This window comes from Lysobacter sp. SCRH-1R (assembly GCF_057747855.1).
Genome location: NZ_CM173227.1, coordinates 2,172,911 through 2,186,212, shown reverse-complemented (window position 1 = coordinate 2,186,212; position 13,302 = coordinate 2,172,911). Strand labels below are relative to the sequence as shown.

The 13,302-nt window shown below is 68.3% G+C and carries 14 protein-coding genes; 6 read left to right on the top strand and 8 right to left on the bottom strand.

Annotated elements, in window-relative coordinates; translation table 11 throughout:
* Positions 1-6 precede the first annotated feature (6 nt).
* Both AC3ANK_RS09795 and AC3ANK_RS09790 read right to left on the bottom strand, forming a co-directional pair.
* Positions 7-483 (bottom strand): DUF6491 family protein, encoded by a 477-nt coding sequence (locus tag AC3ANK_RS09795; protein WP_206860629.1) that lies wholly within the window; start codon positions 481-483, stop codon positions 7-9.
* Between the two features lie 107 nt (positions 484-590).
* Entirely contained in the window at positions 591-1,049 is a 459-nt protein-coding gene (locus AC3ANK_RS09790) for an outer membrane lipoprotein (RefSeq protein WP_484171035.1), read from the bottom strand.
* Between the two features lie 236 nt (positions 1,050-1,285).
* Here AC3ANK_RS09790 and AC3ANK_RS09785 point away from each other — a divergent pair, with 236 nt between their 5' ends.
* The 3 genes from AC3ANK_RS09785 to AC3ANK_RS09775 are packed head-to-tail and all read left to right on the top strand — an operon-like array spanning position 1,286 to position 4,239.
* A complete protein-coding gene (locus AC3ANK_RS09785) occupies positions 1,286-2,710 on the top strand; it encodes a MipA/OmpV family protein (protein ID WP_484171034.1) in 1,425 nt (474 codons plus the stop codon).
* Between the two features lie 10 nt (positions 2,711-2,720).
* A complete protein-coding gene (locus AC3ANK_RS09780; protein ID WP_484171033.1) occupies positions 2,721-3,761 on the top strand; it encodes an AI-2E family transporter in 1,041 nt (346 codons plus the stop codon).
* A gap of 22 nt (positions 3,762-3,783) precedes the next feature.
* The gene (locus AC3ANK_RS09775) at positions 3,784-4,239 is read left to right on the top strand and encodes a hypothetical protein (RefSeq protein ID WP_484171032.1); all 456 of its coding nucleotides are present in this window, start codon (positions 3,784-3,786) and stop codon (positions 4,237-4,239) included.
* A 6-nt stretch (positions 4,240-4,245) separates the two neighbouring features.
* Here the strand turns inward: AC3ANK_RS09775 and AC3ANK_RS09770 are convergent, their stop codons facing one another.
* From AC3ANK_RS09770 to AC3ANK_RS09760, 3 genes are read right to left on the bottom strand one after another with little or no spacing between them, the layout of a single operon-like run.
* Entirely contained in the window at positions 4,246-4,794 is a 549-nt protein-coding gene (locus AC3ANK_RS09770) for a hypothetical protein (protein ID WP_484171031.1), read from the bottom strand.
* Positions 4,791-5,255, bottom strand: a complete 465-nt coding sequence (locus AC3ANK_RS09765) for a DUF6491 family protein (RefSeq protein WP_484171030.1) — start codon at positions 5,253-5,255, stop codon at positions 4,791-4,793. Before AC3ANK_RS09765 ends, AC3ANK_RS09770 begins: the two co-directional genes overlap by 4 nt.
* Positions 5,236-6,489, bottom strand: coding sequence for a tetratricopeptide repeat protein (locus tag AC3ANK_RS09760; RefSeq protein ID WP_484171029.1), 1,254 nt, complete (start codon positions 6,487-6,489; stop codon positions 5,236-5,238). Before AC3ANK_RS09760 ends, AC3ANK_RS09765 begins: the two co-directional genes overlap by 20 nt.
* Positions 6,490-6,813: 324 nt before the next feature.
* Between AC3ANK_RS09760 and AC3ANK_RS09755 the strand changes: the two genes are divergently transcribed.
* Positions 6,814-8,232 (top strand): basic amino acid/polyamine antiporter, encoded by a 1,419-nt coding sequence (locus AC3ANK_RS09755; protein WP_484171028.1) that lies wholly within the window; start codon positions 6,814-6,816, stop codon positions 8,230-8,232.
* 17 nt (positions 8,233-8,249) lie between these two features.
* Entirely contained in the window at positions 8,250-9,503 is a 1,254-nt protein-coding gene (locus AC3ANK_RS09750; protein ID WP_206860620.1) for an arginine deiminase, read from the top strand.
* A gap of 31 nt (positions 9,504-9,534) precedes the next feature.
* Here the strand turns inward: AC3ANK_RS09750 and AC3ANK_RS09745 are convergent, their stop codons facing one another.
* The 3 genes from AC3ANK_RS09745 to AC3ANK_RS09735 form a co-directional block, all read right to left on the bottom strand.
* A complete protein-coding gene (locus AC3ANK_RS09745) occupies positions 9,535-10,464 on the bottom strand; it encodes an alpha/beta fold hydrolase (protein ID WP_484171027.1) in 930 nt (309 codons plus the stop codon).
* Positions 10,465-10,582: 118 nt separating this feature from the next.
* On the bottom strand, positions 10,583-11,095 hold the full coding sequence (locus AC3ANK_RS09740; protein WP_484171026.1) for a DUF6130 family protein: 513 nt from the start codon (positions 11,093-11,095) through the stop codon (positions 10,583-10,585).
* A gap of 45 nt (positions 11,096-11,140) precedes the next feature.
* Positions 11,141-11,950 (bottom strand): SDR family NAD(P)-dependent oxidoreductase, encoded by an 810-nt coding sequence (locus AC3ANK_RS09735; RefSeq protein ID WP_206860617.1) that lies wholly within the window; start codon positions 11,948-11,950, stop codon positions 11,141-11,143.
* 123 nt (positions 11,951-12,073) lie between these two features.
* On the opposite strand from AC3ANK_RS09735, the gene AC3ANK_RS09730 reads away from it, so the two are divergent.
* Entirely contained in the window at positions 12,074-13,015 is a 942-nt protein-coding gene (locus tag AC3ANK_RS09730; RefSeq protein WP_484171025.1) for a GlxA family transcriptional regulator, read from the top strand.
* Positions 13,016-13,302 lie beyond the last annotated feature (287 nt).

Genomic DNA, 13,302 nt, shown 5'->3' with positions numbered 1-13,302 from the left:
CGCGCGTCAGGATTGCGGCGGTTCCGGTTCCGGGGGCGCCGTGCTGCGATCGACGATCTGCGCCTCGCGCAGTTCGCGCTTGGCATCGCGCAGCGAGCGTCCGTCGATCGGGCGGATCGTGTCGATGCGGCACGAAAGGCGCGACGCGGCGGGGCTGCGCGGGACCACGCTGTCCATGCGCGCGGTGACCTGGCCGAGCGAATTGGTGATCGAGATGCCGCCCGCCGACATCATCGCCGGACACCGGTTGCGCAACTCGATCAGATGGCCGCGATTGGCGCTGGACCAGACCGCAAGCGCCTGGTCGCCCAGCGGCGTCCACTGCTGCGTGCCGGTCATGCGTTCCAGGCGGAACGACATCACCGGCGCGCCGGCATGCTGGCGATACAGCGCGAGGCGGTCCTGGGTGGACAGGGTCGGTCCGGTCGAGCAGGCGGCGATGACGGCCGCGAACAGCGGCAGGAGGAGGGCGTGAGGCTTCATGTCGCTGGCATCCCTTGCGCGATGGAAAGTCCCGTTCGACGCGTGCCGCTCTGGCCGCGTCATGTGGCCGGAGGTCAGGATCCGCGCGAATGAATCGGCGCGGACGATCAGCGCGTGACGCGCGTGGTCGTTCCGTCGGACGACACCTGCACGCGATCGCCGACGCGGTAATCGCGACTGGTGCCGTCCTGCGTGACCGCGATCGTGCGGCCCGAATCCAGTTCGACGGTGATCTCCACGCCCGCGCGGCTGCCGCGCGCCATCGCGTTGCCCGCCGCGCCGCCGGCCACGGCGCCCGCGACCGCACCGGCGGTGTTCGCACGCGTGCCGCTGCCGATGGTGCTGCCCGCGATGCCGCCGAGCGCCGCGCCGGTGGCGGTGGCGATGCCGCGCGAATCGTTCTGGATGGCGACGTCGCGCAGTCCGCGCACCGTGCCCCATTCGACGGTGCGGGCCGCGCCCACTTCGGAGCGGTTGAAGGTCGAAGGCGTGGTGTGCGTCGCGCAGCCCGCGGCGAGCGCCAGCCCGAGCGCGACCAACGTCGCATGGATCATCTCGCGTTTCATGGGGTGCCTCCCTGGTCGTTACCGGCGCTGCCGGCTCCATGAGCGATTACGCGCAGTCGGCTTACTCCCGACGCGGTGAAATGAGGGTGAAGTCGTCGTGACGGCATGCACGCCATGTGACGCGGGTTTCACGCGGTGCCCACGCCGCATCGACGAAAACCGGCGATGGTGCGCAGGGAGCGCGGCGCACGCCGTGCCGCGGCGTCCAGGAGGACGATGCCATGAGGGTGCCCGCGATGTCCCGCCGCCCGGCGCGCGTGCCGCGCGCTCGTGTCGCGTTGCGTTGCCGCATGCTCGCTGCGGCGCTCGGCGCGAGCCTGTTCGTCATCGCGTCCGATGCATCGGCGCAGGATGCGTGGATGGGCACCGTGCTGGAGGAAGAGGGCAGCGCGGGCCTGGGTTTCATGGTGCGCGCGGAGTCCTCGCCGTATCGCGATGGCGGCACGCGCGACGACTTCCTTCCGCTCTATCTGTACGAAGGCGAGCGCTTCTTCCTGCGCGCGAACGAAGCCGGCATGCGCCTGTGGCGCAACGACACGATGGGGTTCGAAGGCTTCGTCGAACGGCGCCTGGAAGGCTATCCGGAAGACGAACTGCCGCTGTCGCTGGAAGGCATGGAAGTGCGCAACACCGGTGCGGACCTGGGCGCGCGCTTCTACGTGAAGCACGGCGCGTCGCGCTGGGACGTGAGCGTGCGCCACGACATCGCCGGGCTCTCGCACGGCACCGAAGCGCGCGCCGCCTACGCCTACACGATCGAAGGCGAACGCTGGCGGCTGCAACCGGTCGCGCTCGCGTCATGGCGCAGCGGCGATCTCAACGACTACTACTACGGCGTGTCCCCGATCGATGCGTTGCCGGATCGCCCGTCCTACGACGCGGGAGCCGGCTGGAACGCGACCCTGGCGCTGTACGGCAAGTACCGCATCCTCCAGCACTGGAGCCTGATCGGCGGCGCGTACGTCACGCGGCTTTCGTCGGAAATCCGCGACAGCCCCGTGGTCGACGACGACCTGCAATGGGGCGTGATGGCCGGCGCCGCCTACGACTTCGGCAACGGCCAGGTGCGCTGGGACGAGGACGCCGCGCCCACCTACGTGAAGGTGTTCTACGGTCGCGACACGGGCGATGGTTGCCACCTCGTGCGCATCATGACGCTGCAGTGCGTGAGCCTCAACGACGAGGATCCGACCGACATCTGGGGCGTGCACGTGGGCCGGCCGTTCGTGTCGCGCCTCAACGGCTGGCCGCTCGACATCATCGGCTACGTGGGCGTACTGCGCCACGACGAGAAAGGCCGCCAGCCGGACGGATGGCAGCTCGACGCGTACATGAAGGGTTTCTGGTACGGATTTCCATGGAGCCACCGCGTGACCACGCGCGTGGGTTTCGGCATCGGCGTGTCCTATGCCGAACGCGTGCCGTACTCGGAAGTCGTCACCCAGGCGGCGCGCGAGCGCAACACGTCCAAGCTGCTGAACTACCTGGAGCCGAGCATCGACGTGAGCCTGGGCGATCTGTTCGGCAACAGGCGCTGGCACGACGTGTACTTCGGCTTCGCCGTCTCGCACCGTTCGGGCATCTTCGCCAGTTCGCAGCTGCTCGGCACCGTGGATGGCGGTTCGAACTACCTCTACGCGTACCTCGAAGCCGCGTTCTGACCACGCCCGCATGCGCGCGCCCCGCACCTCCACGCCCATCGCGACGCTGCTCGGCATCAGCGCGGCGCTGGTGATCCTGCTGGCGTTGTACCTCGGGCGCGCGTTGTTCGCGCCGGTGTGCTTCTCGATCTTCATCATCGCCATCGTCTTCCCCCTGCAGCACGCGATGGAGCGCGTGGTGCCGCGCGTGCTCGCGATGTTCCTCACCGTGGCGGCGACGGGCGTGGCGACGATCGCGATGGCGAGCCTGGTGCTGTGGGGGCTCAACCGTGCGATGCAGTGGGCGATCGCCAATGCCGCCGGTTTCCAGGCGCAATACCTGCACATGGATGCATGGCTGCAGGCGCATGGGCTGTACCTGGTCAGCGAGTTCGTGCACAACTTCGATCCGCGCTGGCTGTTCGCGGCGCTGCAACGCCTCGGCGCCGGGCTGCAGTACCTCGCGAGCTTCGTCGTGATCGCGCTGGTGTTCGTGGTCCTCGGCCTGCTGGAAGTCGACGCCACGCGCCGCAAGCTGGTGCACGCGGGCAAGGTCGAGCTCATCGCGGCGTGTCGCGCGGCGGCGGCGAAGTTCCAGCGCTACATGGCGATACGCGCGATCATGAGCCTGGCGACGGGCCTGGGCGTGTGGGCGCTGACCTGGGCGCTGGGCGTGGACCTCGCGCTGGAATGGGGCGTGATCGCGTTCGCGCTGAACTTCATCCCGTTCCTCGGCCCGCTGTTCGCGACGATGCTGCCGACGCTGTTCGCGATCGTGCAGTTCGACGGCGTGCTGCTCCCGCTGGCGATCTTCGCCGGTCTCAACCTCGTGCAGTTCCTGCTCGGCAGCTACCTGGAGCCGCGCATCGCCGGCGAGCAGTTGTCGATCTCGCCCTTCATGGTGCTGTTCGCGGTGTTCCTGTGGAGCATGCTGTGGGGCGTGGCCGGCGCCTTCATCGGCGTGCCGATCCTGATCGCGGCGACGACGCTCGCCGAGCACCATCCCGCCGCGCGGCGATGGGCGTCGCTGCTCGCGGGCGATCCGTCCAGGCGCGCCGCCACGCATCCATGACCACAGAAGCCAGGAGGCCACCATGTACCGGGGAATGCTGTTGATCGCGATCGGCGCCGTGCTCGCGCTCGTGGCCGTGTTCCGCTTGCCCGCATGGCCGACCGCGCAATCCACCGGCGTCGCCGCCAGTTGTGCGGATCTCGCGTCACCGATCACCCGCGCGCAGGCGCGACGCGAACTGGACCGCCGCAACGCAGCCACGGCCGAAGGCACCGATGCCGCACACCTCGCGCAGCGCTCCGGCGAAGTCGCCGAACAGCGTCGCGCGGGCGCCGTCTACGGCGCCACGCGCGACCGCGAGCGCGCGGATGCGCCGTGCATCGCCGAACTCATCCGGATCGCCAGCGGCGAACGCCTGCGCGCCGCACGCGGGGAATGGCTGCGCGTGACGGCGTTGTGGCTGATCGTCGGCATCGGCGTTCTCGTCGCGCTGTACCTGGGCCGGATCGCGGCGATGCGACGCAGGTTCCGGCGCTGATCGCGCTTACCGCGGCGGGCGATCCTTCGCGGCGAGCTGCGCGAACGAGCGCGTGACCGTGCGCGATTCCGTCACACTTGCGCCGCCGAGGCGTGCCTGCGCGTACGCGGCGAGGATCGGCGCCAGCGGTGGCACCGACCGCGCCGGCATGCCTTCGGTCGCGAACAGTGCCGCATCGAGCACGTCGAGCACGTCTTCGGGGTGCTGCTTCGCGATGGTGTTGCGCGTGGACAGTGCGAGGTCGGCGACGTGGTCCTTGCTCGTGCCGAATCGCGCGGACACGCGGGTGATCGACGCGTCGGCGCGCTGGATGCGCGGCGAGTTCGCCGGCAGCGTGCGGCCGGCTTCCTGGTTGAGCAGACGGTGCCCGGGCGACATCCCGCGTTCGATCAGCGCCCCTGGCGGCGCATCCTGGCTGCTCCTGCGGTCGAACAGCGAGAACATGAGGATCGCCAGCGCCGCGAGGATCGCGATGCCGATCAGGGTCGCGCGGTGCGAGACGCCGCGCGTCGCGGGCGGTCGGAACGGACGCGAACAGGCGCGTGGTGCTGTCATGGTGCGGTTCCTTCGGACGGATCGAGTCCGCGAAGCCCGTCCGGCATGTCGCCGGCAGGTTCGCCGATGGGCCGGATCAGCAGGATGGGACAGGGAGCGCGCTGCATCGGCGGCGCGCCGGCCAGCGAAACCACGCGCACCGAATCCTGACGCGCGCGCACGCGGCCTTCCGCGCGGGTGATCTGGATCGAACGGGCCTCGCCGAGGCCGGGGCAGGGCGAGGCGAACTCCACCAGGAAGCCCGAATCGCGCCGTGGCCACACCGCCATCGCCTGGTCGCCGAGCGCCTGCCAGCGCATGTTGCGCACGTATTCGATGCTCGCGACCGGGCTGCCCGCGTTCGCGCGGTACTGCGCCAGGCGCTCGCGCGGATCGACCGGCGCATGCGCGCACGCGCACAGCAGCGCGAGCGACGCGCATGCGGCGAGTGCCGGAAGCGCCTCAGAAATCCTTGCGCACATTCAGCCACACCTCCGTCGAGCTGTAGTTGAAGGCGACCGCGTTGCTCTGGTCGCGGATGTAGAGCAGTTCCGGCCGCAGCGTCCACGTCGTCGCGAACGCCCACACCAGCCCGGCGCCGCCTTCGTACAGATTGTCCTCGCGGCGGAAGATCGCTTCCTCGTCCACCGCGTCCGGATGGAAATGCACGCGGTCGGTGTTGTAGTCGTCGCGCTCCCACCACACGTAGACGAACGCGTCGAGCGTGTCGCCGAAGGTCCAGTCCAGGCTCGCGGTGGCGCCGAACACGTCCGAATCGCCATCGGGTCGCGAGGTCGCGGTGTTGCGCCCGGCGTGCGCGGTGATGCCGAAGTTCGCCGCGCCATCGTTGAACGAGCGTGACCAGCCGACGTTCGCGATCGTGGTGGTGCGGCTGCGCGCGCGCAGCGGACCCTGGGGATAACGCCGGCGCTGCACGGACAGCCCAGTCGTCAGTTGCGACTTTACGTCCAGATTGTGCCGGTAATCGATGAAGCCGGCGACGTCGTTGCGATAGTCGCCATTGCCGCGATAACTCACGCGTCCACGAAGTCCGCCGGAAAGGCGGCTGTCGTCGAAGCCGTGGCTGGCGGCGAAACTCCAGCGCAGGTCGCGGTCGTCGCGCGATCCGGCGTCGTATTCCCGATGGCGATAGTCGAGCGTCGCGTCGAGTGCGGTGTCGTTGGCGAGCGAGTGGCTCAGCCCGCCGCCGACGCGCAGGTTGTAGAAGGTATCGCGACGATCGCCGCCGCCCAGCGCGTTGGTGCCGCGCGTGGAATTCACGCGATAGCGGCCGATGCTCGTGGCCGCGTAGCCGAAGGCGGTGGTCCGGCGTCCTTCCTCCAGGGCCTGGCGCGCTGCCTCGTCGTAGATCCGTACCTGTGTCAGCAGATCGGGGGGCAGGTTCTCGAAGTGCAGGGCCACTTCGAACTGGTTGCGCGCGTTCGCGTGCTCGCCGCGTGCGTGATATGCGCGACCCAGCGCGAGATGCGCGCTGGCGCTGCCGGGATCGAGCTCGATGCTGCGTTCCAGCGCCACGCGCGCGCGTTCCGTATCGCCGGTGCCCAGCGCGGCACGACCGAGCAGGTACAGGAATCTCGCATCGTCGGATCGGGTCGGTTCCATCGGCTCCAGCAATTCGATCGCTTGCGCGTACTGGTAATGCGCGAGCATCTCCTCCGCGCTGGAAAGCGCGTCGTCCTGCGCATTCGACGTCATGGCGGTTGCGAGCAGCGCGATGCACGCCGCGAGACGCCGGTGGCGGCGCCGTACGGCGGGTGATCCGCGGGGACGTCGCATGGCTCCTCCTTGCCGCACCGGCTCGATGCGCCAGTCCGTCGCGCGCGCGGGCACTGTGGCGGGTGTTCGCGTTAACGACGCGTCAACGCGTCGGGAAGAAGCATCGCATCGCGCATTAACGAACCGTCGCCGCGTTCACTGGAGACCTCCGGTGCGTGCACGCCACCTTCACGACTCCATGACGGCCACCACGCCATCGTCGGCTCCGCTGCGCCTCCAGCGGCCTTGACAGGATGTTGCGCCATGGCGTCTGCCCAGAAGATGTCGCGGGCACAGCTGACCGCGATGGTGGTCGGCGGGATGGTCGGCGCCGGCATCTTCTCGCTGCCGCGCACCTTCGCCGGCGCCACCGGACCGCTCGGCGCGGTCATCGCGTGGCTCATCGCCGGCACCGGCATGTTCATGCTCGCGCGTGTCTTCCAGGCGCTGGCCGAACGCAAGCCCGAACTCGACGCCGGCGTCTTCGCCTATGCGAAGGAAGGCTTCGGCGATTACCCCGGCTTCCTGTCCGCGTTCGGTTACTGGATCGGCAGCTGCATCGGCAACGTGTCGTACTGGGTGCTGATCAAGTCCACGCTGGGCGCGTTCTTCCCGGTGTTCGGCGACGGAAACACGGTGATCGCGATCGCGGTGGCGTCGGTCGGCATCTGGGCGTTCCACTTCATGATCCTGCGCGGCGTGCAACAGGCGGCGGCGATCAACAAGATCGTGACGATCGCCAAGGTCATTCCGATCGTCGTGTTCATCGTCATCCTGGCCTTCCTGTTCAAGGCCGACATGTTCCGCTTCAACTTCTACGGCGGCGGGCTCGCCGGCAGCGTGTTCGAACAGGTACGCGCGACGATGCTGGTCACCGTGTTCGTCTTCCTCGGCATCGAGGGCGCGAGCGTGTACTCGCGTTACGCGCTCAAGCGCGAGGACGTCGGCTTCGCCACGATCACCGGTTTCTTCATCGTCACCACGTTGATGGTGCTGGTGACGCTGCTGCCGTACGCGGTGCTGGAGCGTTCCGACGTCGCCGGCATGCGGCAGCCCTCCATGGCGGCGGCGCTGGAGGCCGTGGTCGGGCCGTGGGGCGGGGTGTTCGTGAGCATCGGCCTGCTGATCTCGGTGCTCGGCGCGTACCTCGCATGGTCGCTGATCTGCGCCGAAGTGCTGTTCGCCGCCGCGAACAACCGCGACATGCCGCGCGTGTTCGCGACGGAGAACGCGAACAGGGTGCCGTCCAGCGCACTGTGGGCGACGAACATCGTCGTGCAAATCATCGTCGTCACGACGTACTGGTCGCGCGACGCGTTCGCGCTGATGCTGAATCTCACCAGCGCGATGTCGCTAATCCCGCTGCTGCTGGTCGCGGGATACGGCTTCATGGTGTCGCGGCGGGGCGAAGGTTACGCGCATGGCGAACGCCGCGGACGCGACCTGTTCATCGCGACGCTGGCAACGGTCTACACGATCTTCCTGCTCTTCGCCGGCGGCCTGAAGTTCATCGTGCTGTCGGCGGTGCTGTACGCGCCAGGCACCGCGCTTTACGTGTGGGCGCGGCGCGAGCAGGGCGTGGCGGTGTTCACGCGCGTGTCCGACTGGGTGATCTTCGGCGCAGCGCTGCTGGGCGCGATCGTCGGCATCTGGTGGCTCGCCACGGGCTACATCACCATCTGAGAGCAGGAGGCTTGGTCATGGCCGTCGCCGCAGACCTGAAGTTCGGAGTGCATTCGGAAGTCGGCACGCTTCGCAAGGTGATGGTGTGCTCGCCCGGCCGTCCGCACCAGCGCCTCACGCCGACCAACCGCGAGCGCCTGCTGTTCGACGACGTGCTCTGGGTGGACAACGCCAAGCGCGACCATGCCGACTTCGTGATGAAGATGCGCGATCGCGGCATCGACGTGGTGGAGATGCACAACCTGCTCGCCGCCACGATGGCGATTCCGGAAGCGCGCAAGTGGGTGCTCGACAACCAGATCGTGCCGGACCAGGTCGGTCTCGAACTGGTCGACGAGATCCGCAGCTGCCTGGATGGCATGGAATCGCGCGAACTCGCCGAGACGCTGATCGGCGGATTGTCGGTGGAGGAATTCCCGGAGAAGCTCGGCAGCGACGTGCTGAAGATCGTGCACGAAGCCGTCGGCCAGACCGAATACCTGCTGCAGCCGCTGCCGAACACGCTCTACACGCGCGACACCACCTGCTGGATCTACGGCGGCGTGACGCTCAATCCGCTGTACTGGGCCGCGCGCCACGAGGAAACCATCCTCGCCACGGCGATCTACAAGTTCCACCCGGACTTCGTCGGCAAGGTCAACGTGTGGTGGGGCGATCCGCTGGTCGATCACGGACTGGCGACGCTGGAAGGCGGCGACGTCATGCCGATCGGACGGGGCAACGTGCTCATCGGCATGAGCGAGCGCACGTCGCGGCAGGCGATCAGCCAGCTCGCGGCCACGCTGTTCGCCAAGAAGGCGGCCGAACGCGTGATCGTCGCGGTGATCCCGAAGATGCGCACGGCGATGCACCTGGACACGGTGTTCACCTTCGCCGATCGCGACGTGGTGCTGCTCGCGCCGGAATTCATCAGCCAGGTGCGCACGTTCTCGTACCGGCCGAGCGATCATCCCAGCGGCATCGAACTGCATCGCGAAAGCAGGCCCTTCGTCGACGTCGTCGCCGAAGCGCTGGGCCTGAAGGCGCTGCGCGTGATCGAAACCGGCGGCACCACGTACCAGCAGGAACGTACGCAGTGGGACAGCGGCGCGAACCTCGTCTGCGCGTCGCCCGGCGTCGTGTACGCGTACGATCGCAACACGTACACGAACACGCTGCTGCGCAAGCACGGCATCGAAGTCATCACCATCGTCGGCGCCGAACTCGGTCGCGGACGCGGCGGCGGGCACTGCATGACATGTCCGATCATGCGCGATCCGGTGGATTACTGAGGAAGGCCCGACGCGGCTTCGCGCGCAGATTTCAGCGGAACGAAGCGCGCACTTCCTCGGCGGTGCGCCGCGAATCCTGCAGGTGCGGATAGTGGCCGATGCCGTGCAGCACCTCGAACTCCAAACCGGCCTTCTCGGCGAACTCCTTGCCCATGTCCGGCCGGATGTAGATGTCGCGCTCGCCCCAGACGACGCGCACCGGCGTCTTCAGGCGGGCGATGTTCGCTTCGAAGAGCCGCTGGTCGCGGGTGAAATGGGCGTAGTAGTGGGCGAAGGCGTCGGCGGTCGTCATCCCGTCGCGGTTCCAGTTCTTCGCGATGTCGCTGGCGAAGTCGGCAGGCAGTTCGTACTGCGCTTCCGACGGAAGATCGCGGCGATGGAAGTTGGCGAGGATCTCCGCGCGGTTCGCGTTCATCGCCGCGCGCGTGGGCCCGGCGCCGGTGGGCGTCTTGAGGGCGCGCAAGCTCTCGTACATGTAGTGCGGCCGGTCGAACGGGGCGAAATCGCCGACGATGATGCGTCGCGCGATCTCCGGTTTGTCCAGTGCCAGCAGCAGCGCCGGCAGCGCGCCGATATCGGTGGCGTAGATCGTCAGGTTCGCGGTGTCGATGCGCTCATGCTCGATGTAGTCGCCGAGAACGCGCGCGTAGTCGGCCGGCGCGTAGCTGAAACGCTCCGCCGGAGGACGCGAGGACTGCCCGTATCCCGGCCAGTCGAACGCGTGCACTTCGTAGTCGTCGCCCAGGCGCATGGCGATGTCCCGGAAGGCGAGGCTGCTTTCCGGGAATCCGTGCAGGAACAGCACGGTGCCCTTCGCACGCGGGTTGCGTACGACGAGGTGGCGCAGGGTGATGTCCTCGTCGAGGCGGACGAATCCGGTTTCGGCGGGTGGCGCGGCGTCGGCGTCGGCAGGCGTGACGCCTGCGACGACCGTCGCGAGCAAGAGGGTGGCGAGTTTCATGTCGGCGGATCCTGATGACTGGAGTTCGATTCAACGCTGCGCGTGCGGCCTGAGATGTCCGCCGCGCGCCTGTTTCGTATCGTCGCGTACGTGGGACGCTGGAGCGCGCGTTGGCCGCTCAGTGCGTGTTCGAAGCATGCGGTGGACCGTGAGGCGAAGGCGCCGATGCCGGCACGATGAAGTGCACCGCTCCGGCTGCGACGACCGTGTGATCCGGAAGCGCGAGTTCGATGTGGATCGTGTGCGGCCCGGCGGGCAGCCCGTTCACGACCACCGAACCGTTTCCGCCCGCATCGGCCCAGCGCCATGGCAGATCGTCCACGCCGACGTGAAGGTGTCCGGCGCGTGGCGACACCTCCCGCGCGCCCGCGCCGAATATTGGGAGGATCCGGAAGTGCCGTGTCCGGTACGGGACGACGGCCGCGCCGCGTGCTAGCGGTCCGGGCAACGGCGGTTCGACGGACAGTTCCGCCGGCGGTTCGTTCGCGATGGGGACGAATTGCGACGCCTCTCGTCCATCCTGCGCCGACGCGCTGCCCATTGCCGCCAGTCCGAGCGCCGCGGCCGTAACGAGGCGCCACGCGCGTGTGATGGGGCTGCGTTCATGGCCGTGGAGTGACTGTCGAAACATGGCGTTTCCTCCGCGTAGTGGGGCGTTTGCGGCATCGAGCACCGCTCAGGCGGCGCGGGCGATCCGATAGCGTGCCGCAGGCGAATTGCGCGACAAGCCGGGTTGCAGCGCTTCGCGCGCGCGCTCGAATGCGTTCCAGTCGGCGACGTCGGGCAGGGCGGGGATGGTGACGAGTTCGCCCATCGCCAGTCCCGCGAGCGCGGCGTCGACCATGTCCTCCGCGGACATCACGATGTCCTGCGGCAGGTCTTCGAGCGGGTGGCCGGCGACGGCCCAGAATCCGGTCGCGGTGGCCCCGGGCAGCACGGCCTGCACGCGCACGCCCTGGTCGGCGAGCTCATGGTGCAGCGATTGCGACAACGCGAGCAGGAACGCCTTGCTGCCGCCGTACACGCCGTTGAGCAGCTCCGGCTGGAGCGCGAGGATCGAGGCGATGTTGACGATGGTGCCGGCGCCGCGCGAGACGAACGCCGGTGCCGCCGCGTAGGCCAGGCGCATCGGGACGCTGACGTTGAGCGCGATCATGCGATCCATGTCGGCCACGTCGCTGCGCAGCAGCGGGGCAGTGGCGCCGACGCCGGCATTGTTGACCAGCAGCGTGATGCTGGCATCGGTGTGCAGGACGGATTCGACGCGCGCGAGATCGTCGGCGCGGGTGAGGTCGGCGGCGATCGTTTCGACCGAACGGCCGGTGCGCGTCGTGATGTCCTGCGCGAGCGAGCGGAGCAGTTCGGCGCGGCGTGCGACAAGGATCAGGTCATGGCCGGCCTGCGCGAGACGGTCGGCGTACACCGCGCCGATGCCGGACGACGCGCCGGTGATGAGGGCGGTGCCTTGATGAATGGAGGGGGTCATGTCGATTCCAGTGGGGCGGCGCGATGGCCGGGCGAACGGGAATGTAGACCTTCTTGCCAATGACCTAAATGACGTATATACCTCGTTTCAGGACATGCCGCGTCCGGCCATCTGGAGCGCCCCGTGCTCACCATCGGATTCGTCGCGCCCCCTGGTTTCCAGATCATGGGACTGGCCGCGATCTCCGCGTTCGAACTCGCGAACGCCACCGCCGGCGACGCGCTGTACGGGATTCGCGTGTTCTCCGAACATGGCGGCGCGGTCGCGAGTTCGCTCGGCATTCCGATCGAAACGCGCGTGCTGTCGCGCGCGAAAGTCGACACGTTGATCGTGACGGGTCTGCTGTATCCGGCCGCGTCCCCCGATGGACTGGTCAGGCGGATCCGCCGCGCCTCTGGCGCCGTGCGACGCATCGCATCCGTTTGCACCGGCGCCTTCATCCTCGGCGAGGCGGGGCTGCTGGACGGCAGGCGCGTGACCACGCACTGGTTCCATTCGCGCGATCTGCAGGCGCGGTTTCCGGACGCCATCGTGGAGGACGATCGCATCTTCATCATCGACGGCGCGCTGTGGACATCGGCCGGCATGAGCGCCGGCATCGACCTGGCGCTCGGCATGATCGAGAAGGACTTCGGCATCGAACTGGCCCGGGCGGTCGCGCAGAAGCTGGTCGTCTACCACCGGCGCGGTGGCGGGCAATCGCAGCATTCGGCGTTGCTGGAACTGGACGCGAAGAGCGATCGCATCCAGAGCGCGCTCACCTACGCGCGCAGCCATCTGAACTCGACGTTGAGCGTGGAGGAACTCGCCGATGCCGCGCACCTGAGCCCGCGTCAGTTCAGTCGCGCCTTCCGCGCCGAAACGGGCCAGTCGCCCGCGAAAGCCGTCGAGCACATGCGCGTGGAAGCGGCCCGCGTGATGATCGAACAGGGCCGGCATTCGATGGGCGAAGTCGCGACGGAAACCGGATTCGCCGACATCGAACGCATGCGGCGGGCGTTCCTGCGCGCGTTCGGGCAACCGCCGCAGGTGCTGCGTCGCAATGCGCGGCGGGCGGTGGGGTGAGGGGGCGCCGGATGGTGTCGGCTTCCGGCCCGAATCGGACATTCGATCGCGGTCGAATATCATCACGGCGCCCTCCTGCGAGCAGCTTCATGCGCCCGATCGTGCTGCTGTTGTTCGTAGCCGTTGTCGGCTTGTCCGGATGCCCGACACGAAGCGGTCTGTCATCCGGACGCGAACACGAAGACTTGAAGCCAGGCAGGCGCGCTATCGGAAGCTGGCGTCGGAAGCGCCACCGGATACCTGGCGGGCAGGCGCCGAATGGAGGTTCGTGGCTTTCGACAACGGCG